Raw genomic sequence first — 16,235 nt, 5'->3', positions numbered from 1 at the left:
ACGCCCGCGTGTCGTGAGCGCCTTCACTGGCTGTCCCTTTATCGCTTCGTAACGTAACCAGGGTGATCAACGAACCTCACGTGAACGAACCAGCCCCGGTCGACGTGGTGCTCCCCTGTCTGAACGAGGCCGCCGCGCTCCCCTGGGTCATGGAACGCGTCCCGCCGGGCTGGCGGGCGATCGTCGTGGACAACGGCTCGACCGACGACTCGGCGGCCGTCGCCGAGAAGCTGGGGGCCGTGGTCGTCCCCGAGTCGCGCCGGGGCTTCGGAGCGGCGTGCCACGCGGGTCTGTCGGCCGCCACCGCCGAGTACGTCTGCTTCTGCGACTGCGACGCCTCCCTGGACCCGGGCCTGCTCCCCGGGCTGGTGGACCGGGTGCGGCGGGGTGAGGCGGACCTGGTCCTGGGGCGGCGCCGTCCCACCCGCAGGGGTGTCTGGCCGCCGCACGCGCGGGTCGGCAACGCCGCCGTCGCCCGGATGCTGCGCTCGCGGACGGGGGTGCGGGTCCGCGACATCGGCCCGATGCGCGCCGCCCGCCGGTCGGGGTTGGTGGGGCTCGGGATGATCGACCGCCGCTCGGGCTACCCCCTGGAGACGGTCGTGCGGGCCGCCGACGCGGGCTGGCGCATCGCGGAGGTGGACGTCCCCTACCTGCCGAGGTCCGGGGCGTCCAAGGTGACCGGGACCTGGCGCGGGACCTGGACCGCCGTGCGCGACATGACCTCGGTGCTGCGCGAACCGCCGACCGGGGCGCGCACGAGGGAAGGGGAGCGATGAGCCCGGCCACCACGACCCTGCTGGTGATCGCCAAGGAACCGGTCCCCGGCCGGGTCAAGACGAGGCTGACACCGGAGTACTCGCCCGAGGAGGCCGCGGCGATCGCGGAGGCCGCGCTGGCGGACACGCTCGACACGGTGCGCTCGCTCCCGGCGCGACGGCGTCTCCTGGTGCTGGAGGGGCGGCCGGGCCCCTGGCTGCCGGACTCGGGGTTCGAGGTGGTCCCGCAGTCGGGCGGTGGCCTGGACGAACGGATCGCGCACGCGTTCTCCCTGTGTACGGGACCCTCCCTGCTGATCGGCATGGACACGCCCCAGGTCACCGCCGGGCACCTGGCGCCCGCTCTGGCCTCCTGGGAGCACACCGACGCGTGGTTCGGCGCGAGCGAGGACGGCGGGTTCTGGGCGCTCGGGATGGCCGACCCCGATCCCGGACTGGTGCGCGGCGTACCGATGTCCACCCCGCGTACCGGGCGCCTCCAGAGAGCGCGGCTGCTGGACGCGGGGCTGCGCGTGGGCGACCTGGACGTGCTCAGTGACGTGGACACGCCACGGGACGCCGCCACGGTGGCCCGGCTGGTGCCCGGGAGCCGCTTCGGCAGGGCCGTCGGAACGGGGGTCCGGTCGTGAGCGCGCCGGAGACGGGTGTCGGTACCAGGGCGGCCCCGTGGCTGTGCGACCCGTACACCCGGGCGCTGGCCAACGGGCACGGCCCCCTGTACCTGCGCAGGTCCGACGGGTGGATGCTCCCGTTGGAGGTCGAGCGGTGGTGCGGGGAGACGGACGCCGCCGACGAGAGCGTGCTGGAGCGCGCCGAGGGCGACACCCTCGACGCGGGCTGCGGCCCCGGCCGCATGGTCCTCTCGCTCGCCTCCCGGGGGCACCGTGCGCTGGGCGTGGACACGAACCCGGTGGCCGTCTCCCGCGTGGTCGAGGCGGGCGGGCGAGCGGTGCGCGCCTCGGTGTTCGACCCCCTGCCGGAGGAGGGCCGCTGGCACACCGCGCTGTTGATCGACGGCAACATCGGGATCGGCGGGACCCCGTCTGCGCTGCTCGCGCGGATGCGCGAACTCGTGTCGCCCCGGGGGCTGCTCATCGTCGAGACCGCCGACCCGGACGTCCACGAGTGCGTGACCGTGCAGGTCACCGACGGTCGGGGGAAGCCGGGAGCCCCCTTCATGTGGGCGCGGCTGGGACTCCCCGCCCTGCGCTCCTACGCGGAGGGCGCCGGATGGCGGTGGTCGGACTCCTGGCAGGTGCGGGAGCGCTGGTTCGCGGCGCTGCGCGCGCCCCGCTGAACCGTGGTCCGGGCCGTCGTCAGGCCGCGCGGTCCCGGCGCGCCCGCCGGTGCCGGACCGCTCCCACCGCCGCCGAGGCCGCGAAGAGCGCTGCGCTGACCAGGAGCCACCGTGCGGCGAACGGTTCACCGGTCAGTCCCGTCTTGGCGACGTAGGTGTGGGAGGGCCCGAGGATCAGCGGGAGGTAGACCAGGAGCAGGAGCCCGGAGGCGACCGCAGGGACCAGCACGAGGTGCCCGCGTCCGACCAGCCGGAGGGCCCGGCCCACCAGCGTGTAGGCCGGGACGAGGACGAGGTCGTGCAACAGGGCGGCGCCCACGAACCAGAGCGCGATGCCCCACGGGTCTCCCCCGTGCAGCAGGCGCGTGCCCGCGTAGGCGACGAGGGCCAGAACGCCGACCATCAGGAGCAGGTGCCAGGGCGAGGCGCCGTACGCGCGGCGCACGAGCGCGGTCACACCGCACCGAAGCTGAGCCGGGTGACCCACTTGGTGTTGTGCACGCCCGGGCACGCGGGCACGATCACCCGGGCCGGGTACCCGTGGTCGATCGTCAGGTCCGCCCCGTCGACGCGCAGGGCCAGCAGTGAGCGGGGGTCCGCGACCTGGTTGTCGCGGAGCGCGGCGCTGGCGAAGGACCCGGAGGTCTGCGCCGACTCCACGAGGACCCCGGGCGGCCCGTGGGCTCCGACCAGCGCGGCGAGGTCGGCCAGGCGCACGCCCTCCCAGTCGAGGTTCCGTGTGGACCACCCCTCCACACAGGCGATGGGCAGCGCGGACCGGTGCTGGGGAAGGTCGAGCAGCTCCCGCCGGGTGAGCACCACCTCCCGTCCCTCCCCGCGTACGGTCAGCCGCCAGTCGGGGCCGGTGTCGGCCTCGGTGACGCCCGCGTAGGCGGCGGTCGTGTTCACCGGGAATCCGTCGGCGCCCTCTCCGGGCAGCCTCCCGTGCGGAGCCAGGACCGCCGTCGGCCGCAGCGCGCCCCCGAGGCTCTGCCCGACCGTCGTCAGCAGGAGCGCCAGCGAGCCCAGGCCCACCGCGCCGAGCAGGGTGCGGCGCGACGCCGCCGCCGGGTCGGGGTCGGGCGCGACCAGGTCGCCCCGCTCCGCGCGGCCCCGGTGCTCCAGTGCCTGGCGGAGTCCGCGTGCGCGCAGCTCCCGCACCACGGTCGGCAGTTTCAGCACGACGTGGGAGAACAGGGCCGCGACGAACACCCAGGCTCCGTAGAAGTGCAGGGGGTAGAAGGAGCCGGGGAAGAGGTACTCCAGTTGGATGTTGAGGATGCCGGTCGCGAAGACGAACAGCGCGCCGCCCACCAGGAACAGGACGGTCAGGCGCTCGAGCGCTTGGGCGGCGGAGGCGACCGGCGGCCAGCGGAAGAGGAGCGGCACGACCGACCACAGCTTGGCCAGGAGCACGGGGACCAGCGCGATCCCGAGCGTGACGTGCACGCCCTGGGTGAGGCGGTAGAGCCACGGGGGATCGGTGGGCCAAGGGAAGAGGTAGAACCCGAGCAGGCCCTTGTCGGGGGTCTTGTCGTTGGGTCCCAGGTCCGGGTTGTAGGCCGCGTAGGAGAGCAGACCGGTGACGAACAGGATCGGGAGCCCGACGAGCAGGACCGAGCCCAGCAGCGACGTCAGCCACGGACCGCGCGAGGGGCTGCGCCAGAAACCGGGCCGGGTGGGTCCGAAGGGGGGTCCGTCCCGCAGGAGTCCCCGCAGCCGCCCGCCCCGCGCCCCGGGCTCGCCTCCGTCATCGCCCGGGGACACCGGAGGTGTCCCCCCACCCTGGTCGTCCTCGTTCACGCGATCGGTCGCCTCTCGGTCCGACGGGCCGGCTCGCGGTCATGCTAGGCCGCGCCCCTCGGTCAGGGCCGCAACACCGTCCTCGCGGTGTGTCACCCGAACCGCTGGTCAGACCGCATCACACCGGGCTCCGCGACACGCCCCGGCACAACCGGGCCACGGGGGCGCACCTGACCTACGGTGACGGCGTGACGCAGCCCGAACTCCACAGGAGGGTCCGGGGCGGGGCCGACACGGACCGCGCCCCGTTCCGCACCGACCTGGTCGTGGCCGCCCTGGCCGTGCTCCTCTTCACGACCGCCGCCGTGGTCGGCACCCGGATCCAGGACGCCCACGGTGTCCTGTACGTGGCCTGGCCGCCGTTGTACGCGACGTGGCTCCCCCACACCGGCCCCGGCACGTTCCCCGCCCTCGTCCTGGCGGCGGCGGTGGTCCTGTACGGGCCCGTGGTGGCGCGGTCCCTGCCGTGGCGGCCCCTGGTGTGGTCCGTCTGGGGCGCCTCCGTCCTGTGGACCACCGCCCTCGCGCTCGTCGACGGCTGGCGGCGCGGGATCGCCGACCGCCTCCTCTCCCCCCACGAGTACCTGGCCTCGGTCGACCGGTTCCACGACGTGGGCGCCGCCCTGAGCACGTTCACCGAGCACGTGCTGGTGGGGCAGCCGGACAACTGGCCCACGCACGTGGCCGGGCACCCGCCGGGCGCGGTCCTGACGTTCGTCGCCCTGGACCGGATCGGTCTGGGCGGTGGGGCGTGGGCCGGGATCTGGTGCGTGGTGGTCGGCGCCTCGGCCTCGGCGGCGGTCCTGGTGGCCCTGCGCGCGCTCGGCGCGGAGGGCGCGGCCCGCCGGGCGGCCCCGTTCCTGGTCGTGGTGCCCGCCGCCGTCTGGGTGGGGGTCTCGGCGGACGGCTACTTCGCGGCGGTCACCGCGTGGGGGCTGGCACTGCTCGCCGTGGCGGCGGCACCCGGGGCCCGTGCGCCGCGCTCCGCCGCGCTGGCGGCGGGGGTGCTGCTGGGGTGGTCGGTGTACCTGTCGTACGGACTCGTGCTCATCGGCCTCCTGGCCGTGGCCGTGCTCCTGTGCGCGCGGAACGCGCGCCCCCTCCCCTACGCGCTGGGGGGCGCCCTCGCGGTGGCCGCCGCCTTCACCGCCGCGGGTTTCTGGTGGTGGGAGGGGTACCAGCTGCTCGTGGAGCGCTACTACCAGGGGGTGGCGGCGGTCCGCCCCTACGGCTACTGGGTGTGGGCGAACCTGGCCACCGTGTGCGTGACGGCGGGGCTGGCTGCCGTGGCGGGGGCCCGCCGGGCACTGGCCCGGGTTCCGGAGGCGGTGCGGGGACTGCGCCGGGCACCCTCACGGGAGGACGCGGCGGTGGCCCTGCTGGTGACCGCCGCGCTCTGCGCGGTCGCCGCCGCGACCCTGTCCGGGATGAGCAAGGGCGAGACCGAACGCATCTGGCTGCCGTTCGTGCTGTGGATCGTCCCCGCCGTCGCCCTCCTGCCGACCGGCCACCGGCGTGCCTGGCTCGCCGTGCAGGCGGCCACGGCCCTCATGGTCAACCATCTGCTCCTCACCGGGTGGTGACGGCGCGGACCGCCCCTCGGGTTCGTCCCGTGCACCCGAACCGGCCGGGCCGCGCACCGACGACGACACACGGCCTCGCAAAGAGGACTTAAAGCGGCAAAAGGCATGTTTCGGGCTCCCCTCCGAGCGAGCAGGGTCCCCTACGAGACCGAACCCGTCCGGAGGGCACGGGAGCTCCTCGAAGGCTCTGCTCCTGCTTCTGGCTGGGAACACGACCGGAGGGAAACACCATGGGTTACGCGACCACGAACCCCTACACGAACGAGACCCTGGCGACGTTCGCGGAGATCGGGGACGAGGAGCTGGACCGTGCCATCGGCACCGCCCAGAGGACCTTCGAGTCGTGGCGCACCAGGTCCTTCGAAGAGCGCGGGGCGGTCGTGCGGCGGGCCGCCTCGATCCTGCGCGAACGACCCGACGACTTCGCCCGGCTCCTCACGCTGGAGATGGGCAAGCTGTTCGAGGAGAGCCGGGGCGAGGTGGAACTCGCGGCCTCGATCCTCGACTACTACGCGGAGAACGCCGAGGAGTTCCTGGCTCCCGAGAGGGTGGCGACCGAGGACCCGAAGGCCGGTGAGGCGGTGGTCGTCAGCGATCCGATCGGGGTGCTGTTCGGTGTCCAGCCGTGGAACTTCCCCTACTACCAGCTGGCGCGGTTCGCGGGGCCCAACCTCATGGCCGGGAACGTCGTGATGGTCAAGCACGCCTCGATCGTCCCGCAGTCGGCCGCGGCCTTCGAGTCCCTCTTCCGGGAGGCCGGTGCACCCGAGGGCGCCTACACCAACGTCTACGCCAACAAGGACCAGGTCACCCGGGCGATCAGGGATCCGCGCGTGCGCGGCGTCGCCCTCACCGGCAGCGAGGGGGCGGGTTCCAGTGTCGCGGCCCACGCGGGCGAGCAGCTGAAGAAGAGCACCCTCGAACTCGGGGGGAGCGACGCCCTCATCGTCCTGGCCGACGCCGACCTCGACCTCAGCGTCGAACGCGCCCTCTGGGGGCGGCTCAACAACGCCGGTCAGAGCTGCGTGGCCTCGAAGAGGATCATCGTCGTCGAGGAGGTGGCGGACGAGTTCCTGCGCCGCTTCGGCGAGGGGTTCGCGCGGCTGCGGGCGGGTGACCCGTTCGACTCCGGCACGACCCTCCCTCCGCTCTCGTCGCAGAGCGCCGCCGACGACCTCCAGGAACTCGTGGACGAGGCCGAGGCGCACGGCGCGACGGTCATCACGCCGGGCGATCCCGTGCCGGAGCAGGGTGCGTTCGCGCAGCCGAGGATCATCACCGGCATCACCAGGGACAACCCGGTCTACGACAAGGAGTTCTTCGGCCCCGTCGCGCTCTTCTTCCGAGCGGAGGACGAGGACGACGCGGTGCGGATCGCCAACGACTCCACCTTCGGTCTGGGCGGGTCGGTGTTCACCGAGGACGTCGCGCACGGGGCGGACGTCGCCCGGCGGATCGACACCGGCATGGTCTTCGTGAACCACCCCACCTGGACCCGGCCGACCCTGCCGTTCGGCGGTACCAAGAGGTCCGGCTACGGAGAGGAGCTCTCCGCCGCGGGCATCCAGGAGTTCGTCAACAAGAAGCTCATCACCGTGATGCCGACCGGATAGCCCGTCGCGGGGCGCTGAGGGCCGCGCGGCCCCGCGCGGCTCTCCGAAAACCCCACCGGCCACCCCTGTCACCTGGCATCGTCACTTCCTGTGACTGTCATACGACGAGGGGAGAGGTGTCGCGGTGAGTGAGGCTGACGACGTCGCGGTCAGTGTGGGACGGATGAACGGGTCCCCGGTCGCGGGGCAGCGCACGGAGGCGCCCCTGTCGAGGATCGTCTCCTCGGCCATGTTGATCCACGCGGTCTCCGCGATGGTCGAACTGGGCGTGGTGGAGCGGATGTCGGACGGGCCGCGCCCCGTCTCGGAGCTGGCACGGGAGGTCGGGGTTCCCGAGGAGCGCCTGCTCGTGGTCCTGCGCGCGGTGACGGCGGCCGAGCTCGTGGTGCAGACCGCGCCCGGGGTGTTCGCGCTGAGCCCCGCCGGGAACCACCTGCGCCCCGACGACCCCCTGGGCCTGCGCGACCTGTTCCGCATGTGCACGTACGGGGACCTCTTCCAGGCCTGGACCCGCCTGGGCCGGTCGGTGGGCACGGGCCGCGCCGCGTTCGAGATCCACACCGGCAGCGCGCTCTTCGACTACCTGAGCGAGAACCAGGACGCGGCGGAGGTGTTCAACAGGGCCATGAACGCCTCCACCCCCGCCGGAACCCTGCTGCGCGCCGCCGACCTGGAGGACGCCGGGACGGTGGTGGACCTCGGCGGCGGGGAGGGCGCCACGCTCGCCGCCGTCCTGCGGGCCCGCCCCGGCGCGACCGGGACCCTCTTCGACCTGCCGGAGGTGGTGGCGGGGGCACCGGCGCTGCTGCGCGACGCGGGGGTGGACGACCGGTGCTCGGTGGTGGGCGGCAGCTTCTTCGAGGGGGTCCCGGAGGGGGCCGACGTCTACGTGATGGCGCGGGTGATGCAGAACTGGTCCGACCGCGACGCGGTCCGCATCCTGGCCAACGTCCGGGCGGCGATGTCGGCGGGCTCGCGGCTGCTGATCGTGGGCCACCTCCCGGAGCGCGACCGGCCGAGCGCGTTCGTCGAGGCCATCAGCCTGAGCATGTTCGTGCTCTACGGGGCGCCGCTGCGCTCGGCGGAGGAGTACGAGGAGCTGTTCGCCGAGGTGGGCCTGGTCCTGCGCTCCGTGCACCGGGTGCCCGACGGGGAGTCCGTGATGGACGTGCGTCCCGTGTGACCCGTGGGGCGGGTCGCCGACCGCCCCCGCCCCACGCGCCTATCTCGGCTGGAGGACGAGGTGCCCCTGCCCCGGATGGAGACAGGAGGTGTCCCCTCCCAGTTCGACCAGGAGCGGCAGGAGCTCGTGGTAGCAGCACACCGACGAGGGCACCGACAGCACCTCGGGTGTGCTGAGCAGGAAGGGCAGTTCGGCGCGCAGGTAGGACATCCCGGCCGCGAAACGGGCGTCCGGCGCCGCGACACCGCCGCCGACGACCCGGCGGACGTGCTCCTCGCACGCCCGCCGGACCCTCGGGTCCTCCCCGATCCGCCGGTCGACCCGTTCCAGTGCCGACCGGTAACCCGGCAGGTCGACCGTCTCCGACAGGGCCAGGACGCGCACCCTGGCGGGCACGTCGGAGGCCGCCTCCACGGCACGCCGCACACGGCGCCGCACGTCCCGGAGGGCCCGGGCGGTCCTGCGCGCGGCGTGCGCCCCGTCGTCGCCCGACGCCAGGTACATCGTGTCGAGGTGCAGGTCCGCGTAGAGGAGGTCCACGGCGGTGAACCGGTGGCCCGTCCAGGTGAGGAGCTGGGCGAGCCGTTGCTGGCTGAAGTAGCCGTTGCCCGCGCTGATCCCGATGAGGGCGTGGTCGCCGCGCTCCACGAGGAGCCCGCAGCTCGGGGTGAAGGGGCTCGCGCGGAACACGTCCTCGGCGCCTTCCGGAGATCGGATCTCCCCCTCGGGGCCGGGGCCCTGCGGCAGCGTCGACTCAGGCGGATACGGCACCGGGCTCCTCCAGGGCGGCGGCGAGCCGGTCGCACAGCTCGTCGAGCAGCACGTCCAGTTCCCGGTCGGCCATCGCCCCGCACATGACGTCGTCCAGGCTGGCGCGCAGGGCGGTCAGCTCCGGACTGTCCGGGTAGCCGAACCCGGACCGCAGGGCGAGGACACGGCGGGCGGCGTCGAGGCAGCGGAGCGGGCCGTACGCCTCCGGTTCCTCCAGAAGCCCTCTGCCGCTGCTCAGCAGGTACGCCGCGAGCAGCGCCAGCTCCTCTCCGACGCGGTCGTCATTCGCCCCAGTACTCATGGCTGATCACCTCGTTCCGATCGCGCCTCGGCGCGGTCTCGGGGGTTCGGTCCGGGTGCCCGATCGACACCAGGAGCAGTGGCAGGAGATGTTCGGGAAGTCCGAGGAACCTGCTGACGGGGCCCTTCCGGAAGCTGGCGGAGGGACAGCCCCCCAGACCGAGGGCGTGCGCCGCGAGCAGCAGGTTCTGCACGGCCATCGAGACGCAGAGCATGCCCTCGTCCCAGGCGCCGCCGCCCACCGACCGGGAGCGGTCGAAGCAGGCCGCCACGACCAGGGGCGGGCGCTCGATGATGCCGGGAGAGAAGGCGTGCACCAGTTTCAGGGTGCGCGGACGGCGAACGGTGACGAAGGCCCACGCCTGCTTGTTGGACGCGGAGGGGGCCGCGACCATGGCGTCCAGGAGGGGTTCCAGGAGGTCGTCGTCCACGGGTCTGTCGGTGAAGGAGCGGACGGCCCTTCTCGTGGTCAGGACGTGGAGCGCCTGGGAGGCCCGGCCATCGGAGGGGAGCCCCGGTTCTTCGGCCGCCACAGCCATACCAACTCTCTGTAGTGGGTAAAATCCACGGAGTAATATAGCGTGCCGACTGGCCTTGCGGAGGCCGTTGGATCACCCGGCCGACCAGCGGCCGAGGGCAGTCGTCGAAAGGTCCCCGACACCTGTGTCCACTCCTTCCCTCTCTCCGGCGCACGATGGCCCGAAGCCGCTGAGCGGCTCCGCCGTCCGACTCTTCGAGCTGATCACGTACAGCTGGGTGGCGGCCGCGGTCAGCGCCGCCGCCGAGCTCGGCGTCGCCGACGCGATGTCCGCCGCCCCGACTCCGGTCGACGAGATCGCGAAACTGGTCGAGGCCGACCCCGACGCCCTCCACCGGCTGCTGCGCGCCTGCGCCGACCTGGACCTCGTCGAGGAGCTACCGGGGCGCACCTACGCGCTCACCGAACTCGGCCACGCCCTGCGCTCGGACTCCCCCGACTCCATGCGCGGCTACGCCCGCTGGCTGGGCAGCCCGGCCGAGCGCTCCACGATGGCCCACCTGGCCGAGGCGGTGCGCACGGGCGGCCCGGTGTTCGAGACCGTCCACGGAACCCCGGTGTGGGACTACATGCGGAGCAACCCGGCCTCCGCCTCGGTGTTCGACCAGGGGATGACCGACATCTCGTCGCAGCTCACGCGCTCACTGGTGCACGGGTACGACTTCGGTGACACCGAGTGCCTGGTGGACGTCGGCGGCGGGAGGGGGCGGCTCCTGTCCCTGGTCCTGGCGGCCCACCCGCACCTGCGCGGCGTGCTCTACGACCGGCCCGAGGTGGTCTCCCGCGTCGATCCCGCACTCACGCGGGAGGGCGTCGCGGAACGCTGCCGTGTCGAGTCCGGGAGCTTCCTCGACGCCGTGCCGGAGGGTGGTGACGCCTACCTGCTCGCCAGCGTGGTCCACAACTGGAACGACGACGACACCGTCCGGGTCCTCACCCACTGCCGCGAGGCCATGGCGCCCGGCGGGCGGGTCCTGCTCGCGGAGGTGCTGGTGCCGGACGGCCCCGCGCCCGAGCGGACCGCGAAGTTCATGGACCTGAGCATGCTGGTCCACTGTGACGGAAAGCAGCGGACCCGGGCCGAGTTCGCGGCGGTGGCCGAGCGCTCCGGCCTCCGGTTGGAGCGGGTCGTGCCGGGGGCCGTGGCCAGTGTCGTGGAACTGGTGCGCGCCTAGGGCACGCGCGGTTCCGCCGCCTCGGGGCGGGGGCGTCCGGTAACACGTCCCGGTCCGCGCGGACGCCGCCCCCCGGTCCGGTCGTGCACCGGCCGGGAGGGCGGCGTGCCATGTCAGGGCACGTCGGCGGGGGTGAGCAGGGTCAGGTCGTCGCGGGTGGGATCGGGGAGGGCGATGGTGCGCCCCGCCTGACGGGTGATCATCCGCTCCAGGACCTGGCGCGCGTAGCGGGCGTTGCCGAAGGACTCCGTGCGCGGCACCCCGGCGAAGTGCGTTCCGAGCGCGGCGGCGGTCTCCTCCGGGACGGTGAACCCGCCGTCGGAGGCCATGCGCTCCACGATGGCGACCAGTTCGGCGTCGGAGTAGTCCGCGAACTGCACGTGGTGGGAGAAGCGCGAGGCCAGACCCGGGTTGGAGTCGAGGAAGCGCTGCATCTCCGCGTTGTACCCGGCGACGATCACGACCACCTCGTCGCGGTGGTCCTCCATCAGCTTGACCAGGGTGTCCACGGCCTCCTGACCGAAGTCGCCGTTGGCCGCCCCGGACGGGGTGAGGGTGTACGCCTCGTCGATGAACAGCACCCCGCCGCGCGCCTTCTCGAAGGTCTCCAGGGTGAGCTGGGCGGTGTGGCCGATGTAGCGCCCGACCAGGTCCTGCCGGGCCGCCTCCACGGTGTGGCCGGTGGGCAGCACGCCCAGGGCCCGCAGCAGCTGGCCGTACAGCCGGGCGACGGTGGTCTTACCGGTACCGGGCGGACCCGCGAAGACCAGGTGATGGCTGAGGGTGGGCGCGGGCATCCCGATCGCGCGCCGCCGCTCGGCGGCGACCAGCACGTTGACCAGGTCGTTGACGGTGGACTTGACCTCGGACAGACCGGTCAGCGCGTCGAGCTGGGCGCGCAGTCCAGCGACGTCGTCCCCGCCGGGCCCGGCCGTCTGCCCGGCGGCGGCCCCCAGGTCGTCGGCGGTGAGCACGGTGAGTTCGGAGGGGTCGGCGGGCGGGTCCTCCCCGAGTCTGTGCGCCTGGCGGTCCACCATCTCCTCGAAGACCTTGCGGGCCTCACGTCCGTTGCCGAACGCCGGACCCTTGGGCAGCGCCTCGAAGTGCTGGAGCAGCAGCGGGCGCAGGTCCGGGGCGAGGGTGTACTGGTGGACGGCGCCGAGGCGCTCCACGATGCTCACCAGTTCCTCGGCCTGGTAGTTGGGGAAGGTGACGGTCCGCGCGAAGCGCGAGGCCAGGCCCGGGTTCGAGGAGAGGAAGCCCTCCATCTCCGCCGCGTACCCGGCGACGATCACGACCACCTCGTCGCGGTGGTCCTCCATCAGCTTGACGAGGGTGTCGATGGCCTCCTGGCCGAAACCGCCGTTGTCCTCGGACGAGAGCGTGTAGGCCTCGTCCACGAACAGGACACCGCCCCGCGCCTTCTCGAACACCTCGGTGGTCTTGATGGCGGTGGCGCCGACGTACTGGCCGACCAGGTCCGCGCGGGCGGCCTCGACGACGTGCCCGTAGCGCAGGACGTCGAGGTCGGCCAGGACCCGGCCGTAGAGCCGGGCCACGGTCGTCTTGCCGGTGCCCGGAGGGCCCGCGAAGACCAGGTGCCGGGCGACCGGAGGCGACGGCAGGCCCATCTCGGCCCGGTGCCGGGCCATCTTGTTCCGGTTGATGAGCGTCGTGACCTCGTCCTTGACGCTCTCCAGGCCGATGAGCGCCTGGAGCTCGGCCAGCGGCCCCCGCTCCTCGTCGTCCTCCTCGTCGTCCTCGGTGGACGTTCCCGGGTTGGAGTCGACGGGGACGGCGTCGGGCCCGTAGCTGTCCTCGGCGCTGTTGTCCTCGCTGATCAGGGAGGTGGCCTGGACCTGGTCTCCGGCGACGGTCTGGCGGAGTCCCGCCCGGGCGTTGCCGCGCACGGTGCAGCCCTCGAGGACGACGTCCTTCCCGCTGCCGACGAGCACGCCGTCGCCGCCGTTGCCGACCAGTTCGCAGGTGCGCAGGACCGCGCGGGCGCCCGCGGCCACCAGGACACCGTTGCGGGTGTTCTCGTGCGAGCGCACGCGCAGCGCGATGATCTCGCCCTCGGAGTGCACGGCCACGCCGTCGCCGCCGCACTCGGAGGCCTCGCTGTCGCGGAGGTCGAGCACGGCACCGCCGGTGGCGGCGAGCCCGTTCTCCCGGGCGCCGATGACCCGCACGCCGCTCAGTGAGGCCCGGGCTCCGGCGGCCGCGTACACGCCCGTCCGCCGGGCGCGGGTGACCTCGAAGTCCTCGACGCGACCGCCGCCGCCCTCCCAGCGCACACCGTGGCTCCGGGCTCCGGTGACGGTGCCGTTGCGGAGGAAGGGAGCCGCCCCGGAGAGGATCTCGACGCCGGGCCCCGCGGTGCGGCCCACGGTGACGCGGTCGAACTCGGCGGTGGAGTCCTCCGTGACGTGGATTCCGGCGGCCTCCGTGCCGTGCACGGTCAGCCCGCTGAACGCGGTGGAGGAGCGGCCCGTGACACTGACCCCCTCCGCACCGGCGTCCCGGATCTCGCAGTCGCGGAGGTGGCCCTTGGCCTTGTCCTCGGCCAGGACGCCCACACCGCCGCTGCCGGTGACGCGGACCCGCTCCACGCGGGGGTCGGTCCCGGCGCGCAGGACCAGGCCCCGGCCGGTCGGCTGCTCGACGACGAGGTCGCTGATGGTCACGGGGGATCGGGTGGAGATCACGACGCCGTCGTCGGCGCCGCCCCGCACCCGGAGGTCGCTGAGGCCGGTGGCGGCGTGCTCGTCGATCACCACGGCGGCCTTGGTGGTGCCCGAGACGGTGCAGTCGCTGATGTGACCGGCGCCGCTGCCCGCGGCGTACACGCCGTTGGCTCCGGCGTCGCGGATCGTGCACCGGCGCACCTCGGGGGCGCCCTTGTCGTTGATGACGACACCGCTGGTGCCGACGTCCTCGATGACGCAGTCCTCGATGACGCTGGTCTGGGCGGAGGTGACGACGATGCCCGCACCGGCGGAACAGCGCACGGTGCAGCCACGGAGCGCCAGGGCCCCCTCGCCCCGGGCGAGCACCGCCGCCCAGGCGGCCCCCTCGACCTCGCAGTCGGCCAGTTCGACCTGCCCGGCGGCGGCGTCCACCACCGGGGCCTCGGAGTCCCGACCACGCAGGACGAGGCCGGTGAGCTTGACCGCCTCGGCCACGGAGGTGACCGCCGTGCCGGTGGAGCAGAGGATCTCGACGGTTCCGGGGCCCTCGGCGGCCATCAGGGTGACCACGCGCGAGAGCACGAGTTGTTCGTCGTAGCGGCCGGGGGCCAGTGACAGTACGGCGCCGTCACCAGCGCCGGCGAGGGCTTCGCCGATGGTGCGGAACTCGGCTCCGCCGGAGGGGTCGACCGCGCGCACGTGACGGTTCATCGCCTGTCGTCTTCCTTTCTGTGCCCGCGGGCCGGTGAGGCCCGCGGGCTTGTCCTACTCCGCCGGTAAGGGGGTTACCGGCGGCTACTCTCCCGTCAGCGGCACTCGGTCTCGACCACCGACAGGGGGAGCTGCGGGGCCTCTCCGCCTTCGGCGATGGGACCCCTGTTGCGGGCGCGCAGGGTGAACGAGTCCCCGACGTCCTGGAGCTCGGTCAGGGCCCAGTAGCGGCCGTCGTCGGGCTGGGTGACCTCGAAACCGCCGCGGAAGGAACCCCCGGCGTTCTCGCCGTCGAACAGCTCGTAGTGGGTCGGGACGCCGTTGGCCCACAGCGGATCGGGGCCGTTCTGCACGAGGATCTTGACCGTGCAGGTCGAACCGGCGCCGCCGGGCCAGAACGTCCACTCCGCGGAGGTGTCACCGCCGTCGGGGTCGCCGCTCACGGCCATGACATCGTAGCCGTCGTCGCATCCGGCACCGTCGTAGCCCGCGGGCCCCGAGCGCCAGACGCCCTCGCCGTGGATCTGGTAGCGGGCGCCCTCCGAGTCGCAGCCGGGACCGGCCACCGCACGGAAGGGCTCGGGCTCCGGCTCGGGCTCCGGGTCGACCTGGGGCTCCTGCTCCCGGTGGGTCTGGGGCACCGCCTCCTCGTCGGACCGGGGCTCGGAAGCGGACGCGGACTGCTGTTCCTTGACGTCGCTGAGCGGCTCGGACCTCTGGGCGCTGAGCGACTCGGACACCGCGCCGTCGGGGGCGTCGCCCTCGGAGCCGTCAGCGTCCTCGTCCGCCTTGGTGTCGGCCTTGGTGTCGTCCTCGGTGTCCTCCTCGGATCCCTTGCCCTTGCCGGACGCGGGCTCCTCGGACTCCTCGGTGTCGTCGTCCTTGCCGTTGCGCTCGGTCAGGAGGGTTTCGAGCAGCGACCCCTTCTCGACGGTCACGCCCTGGGGCTCGCCGGCACCGCCGGTGCCGTCGCCGCCCGTGCCGTCACCGCCGCGCTCGCCGCCGTCCTCGTCGTCGTCCTCCGTGGCTCCGGCGACCGGAGCTCCGGCGGGACCGCCGGACGAGGGGTCCACGGGCCGCTCGGGCAGGCCTCCACCCGCCGGGCCTCCGCCCCCCGCGGTCGCGGGGTCGGGGGCGGCCCCGGGGTCGGCCCCGGTGTCCGCGCCGGGCAGGACCGGTGCGTTCGGCTGTACCTCGGGGACGTACCCCTGGACGCCCGTCCCCGAAGCGGAGGCGGACGCGGCGGCACTGGACGGGTCAGCGAAGCTGCCCGAGGCGAGGTCGGTCTGGAGCGGTGTCCCGGTCTGGTGCTCCTTGGCCGCGGAGAGGCCGAACGGAGCCGCCACGAGCATCAGACCGGCGATGGCCGCGACCGCGAGGGTCGGACGCCCCGGACGATAGCGTTCCTCGGCCTTCTCGGTGCCCTCGGTGGTCCGGGAGGCGCCACCGCGCAGCGCCAGTGCGGCGAGCAGGGCGTTGCGTCCGCGCTCGGTGCCGTCGGCCTTGGCCTCGGTCGCGGCGGCGGTGTCCGTCGAGGAGGCCGCGGCCGGAGCGGGGACGGGGGCGAGGGCGGGGTTGGGGACGGTCTGGCCTGGGCCTCGCTCGGACGGGGCCCCGATGGCGTCCCTGGCCGTGGCCGAGGGCACCTCCCCCGTCGAGCTCAGCACGGGCCCCGTGCGGTGGGGACCGCGCGGTGCCTCGGTGTTGTCGGTCATCCTTCGTTCTTCCTTTCGGAAACCGGAGGTCCTCCGGCGTATCGGGGGCGGCCGCGAAAAGCGGCGCTGGTGGGGGT

Annotated in this window: 14 protein-coding genes; 7 read left to right on the top strand and 7 right to left on the bottom strand. The window is 73.6% G+C overall.

What is annotated here, in order from left to right; translation table 11 throughout:
- Positions 1 to 80: 80 nt before the first annotated feature.
- From ACFW3L_RS03205 to ACFW3L_RS03195, 3 genes are read left to right on the top strand one after another with little or no spacing between them, the layout of a single operon-like run.
- Positions 81 to 779: a glycosyltransferase family 2 protein gene (locus tag ACFW3L_RS03205; RefSeq protein WP_378735783.1), complete on the top strand. Its 699-nt coding sequence runs from the start codon at positions 81 to 83 to the stop codon at positions 777 to 779.
- Positions 776 to 1,408 carry a DUF2064 domain-containing protein gene (locus ACFW3L_RS03200; RefSeq protein WP_378735781.1) on the top strand — a complete coding sequence of 211 codons (633 nt, stop codon included), beginning with the start codon at positions 776 to 778 and terminating at the stop codon, positions 1,406 to 1,408. The genes ACFW3L_RS03205 and ACFW3L_RS03200 overlap by 4 nt, the downstream gene beginning before the upstream one ends.
- The gene (locus ACFW3L_RS03195) at positions 1,405 to 2,076 is read left to right on the top strand and encodes a class I SAM-dependent methyltransferase (RefSeq protein WP_378735779.1); all 672 of its coding nucleotides are present in this window, start codon (positions 1,405 to 1,407) and stop codon (positions 2,074 to 2,076) included. The genes ACFW3L_RS03200 and ACFW3L_RS03195 overlap by 4 nt, the downstream gene beginning before the upstream one ends.
- A 19-nt stretch (positions 2,077 to 2,095) precedes the next feature.
- On the opposite strand, the gene ACFW3L_RS03190 is transcribed toward ACFW3L_RS03195, so the two are convergent.
- Positions 2,096 to 2,533, bottom strand: coding sequence for a hypothetical protein (locus tag ACFW3L_RS03190; protein WP_378735777.1), 438 nt, complete (start codon positions 2,531 to 2,533; stop codon positions 2,096 to 2,098).
- A complete protein-coding gene (locus tag ACFW3L_RS03185) occupies positions 2,530 to 3,843 on the bottom strand; it encodes a molybdopterin-dependent oxidoreductase (protein WP_378735775.1) in 1,314 nt (437 codons plus the stop codon). The genes ACFW3L_RS03190 and ACFW3L_RS03185 overlap by 4 nt, the downstream gene beginning before the upstream one ends.
- Positions 3,844 to 4,067: 224 nt before the next feature.
- On the opposite strand from ACFW3L_RS03185, the gene ACFW3L_RS03180 reads away from it, so the two are divergent.
- The 3 genes from ACFW3L_RS03180 to ACFW3L_RS03170 all read left to right on the top strand — a co-directional run bounded on the left by ACFW3L_RS03180 (position 4,068) and on the right by ACFW3L_RS03170 (position 8,258).
- Positions 4,068 to 5,462, top strand: a complete 1,395-nt coding sequence (locus ACFW3L_RS03180; RefSeq protein WP_378735773.1) for a hypothetical protein — start codon at positions 4,068 to 4,070, stop codon at positions 5,460 to 5,462.
- A gap of 230 nt (positions 5,463 to 5,692) precedes the next feature.
- Positions 5,693 to 7,075 (top strand): NAD-dependent succinate-semialdehyde dehydrogenase, encoded by a 1,383-nt coding sequence (locus ACFW3L_RS03175; protein ID WP_378735771.1) that lies wholly within the window; start codon positions 5,693 to 5,695, stop codon positions 7,073 to 7,075.
- A gap of 124 nt (positions 7,076 to 7,199) precedes the next feature.
- Positions 7,200 to 8,258, top strand: a complete 1,059-nt coding sequence (locus ACFW3L_RS03170) for a methyltransferase (RefSeq protein WP_378735769.1) — start codon at positions 7,200 to 7,202, stop codon at positions 8,256 to 8,258.
- Between the two features lie 39 nt (positions 8,259 to 8,297).
- On the opposite strand, the gene ACFW3L_RS03165 is transcribed toward ACFW3L_RS03170, so the two are convergent.
- Genes ACFW3L_RS03165 through ACFW3L_RS03155 form a run of 3 tightly spaced genes read right to left on the bottom strand, consistent with a single transcriptional unit; the run spans position 8,298 to position 9,868 of the window.
- Positions 8,298 to 9,029 carry a tRNA-dependent cyclodipeptide synthase gene (locus ACFW3L_RS03165; protein ID WP_378735767.1) on the bottom strand — a complete coding sequence of 244 codons (732 nt, stop codon included), beginning with the start codon at positions 9,027 to 9,029 and terminating at the stop codon, positions 8,298 to 8,300.
- The gene (locus ACFW3L_RS03160) at positions 9,013 to 9,330 is read right to left on the bottom strand and encodes a DUF6092 family protein (RefSeq protein WP_378735765.1); all 318 of its coding nucleotides are present in this window, start codon (positions 9,328 to 9,330) and stop codon (positions 9,013 to 9,015) included. The genes ACFW3L_RS03165 and ACFW3L_RS03160 overlap by 17 nt, the downstream gene beginning before the upstream one ends.
- Complete coding sequence (locus tag ACFW3L_RS03155; protein ID WP_378735763.1) at positions 9,311 to 9,868, bottom strand: nitroreductase family protein; 558 nt, start codon at positions 9,866 to 9,868, stop codon at positions 9,311 to 9,313. Before ACFW3L_RS03155 ends, ACFW3L_RS03160 begins: the two co-directional genes overlap by 20 nt.
- Before the next feature lie 124 nt (positions 9,869 to 9,992).
- On the opposite strand from ACFW3L_RS03155, the gene ACFW3L_RS03150 reads away from it, so the two are divergent.
- The gene (locus ACFW3L_RS03150) at positions 9,993 to 11,042 is read left to right on the top strand and encodes a methyltransferase (protein ID WP_378735761.1); all 1,050 of its coding nucleotides are present in this window, start codon (positions 9,993 to 9,995) and stop codon (positions 11,040 to 11,042) included.
- Between the two features lie 113 nt (positions 11,043 to 11,155).
- On the opposite strand, the gene ACFW3L_RS03145 is transcribed toward ACFW3L_RS03150, so the two are convergent.
- Together ACFW3L_RS03145 and ACFW3L_RS03140 are read right to left on the bottom strand one after the other, a co-directional pair.
- A complete protein-coding gene (locus ACFW3L_RS03145; RefSeq protein ID WP_378735759.1) occupies positions 11,156 to 14,443 on the bottom strand; it encodes a right-handed parallel beta-helix repeat-containing protein in 3,288 nt (1,095 codons plus the stop codon).
- A 95-nt stretch (positions 14,444 to 14,538) separates the two neighbouring features.
- Positions 14,539 to 16,158, bottom strand: a complete 1,620-nt coding sequence (locus ACFW3L_RS03140) for a hypothetical protein (RefSeq protein WP_378735757.1) — start codon at positions 16,156 to 16,158, stop codon at positions 14,539 to 14,541.
- Positions 16,159 to 16,235 lie beyond the last annotated feature (77 nt).

This window comes from Nocardiopsis sp. NPDC058789 (assembly GCF_042745575.1).
GTDB lineage: Bacteria > Actinomycetota > Actinomycetes > Streptosporangiales > Streptosporangiaceae > Nocardiopsis > Nocardiopsis eucommiae.
Note: the sequence above shows the minus strand (reverse complement) of the source record. Positions and strands in the feature narration are given on the sequence as shown.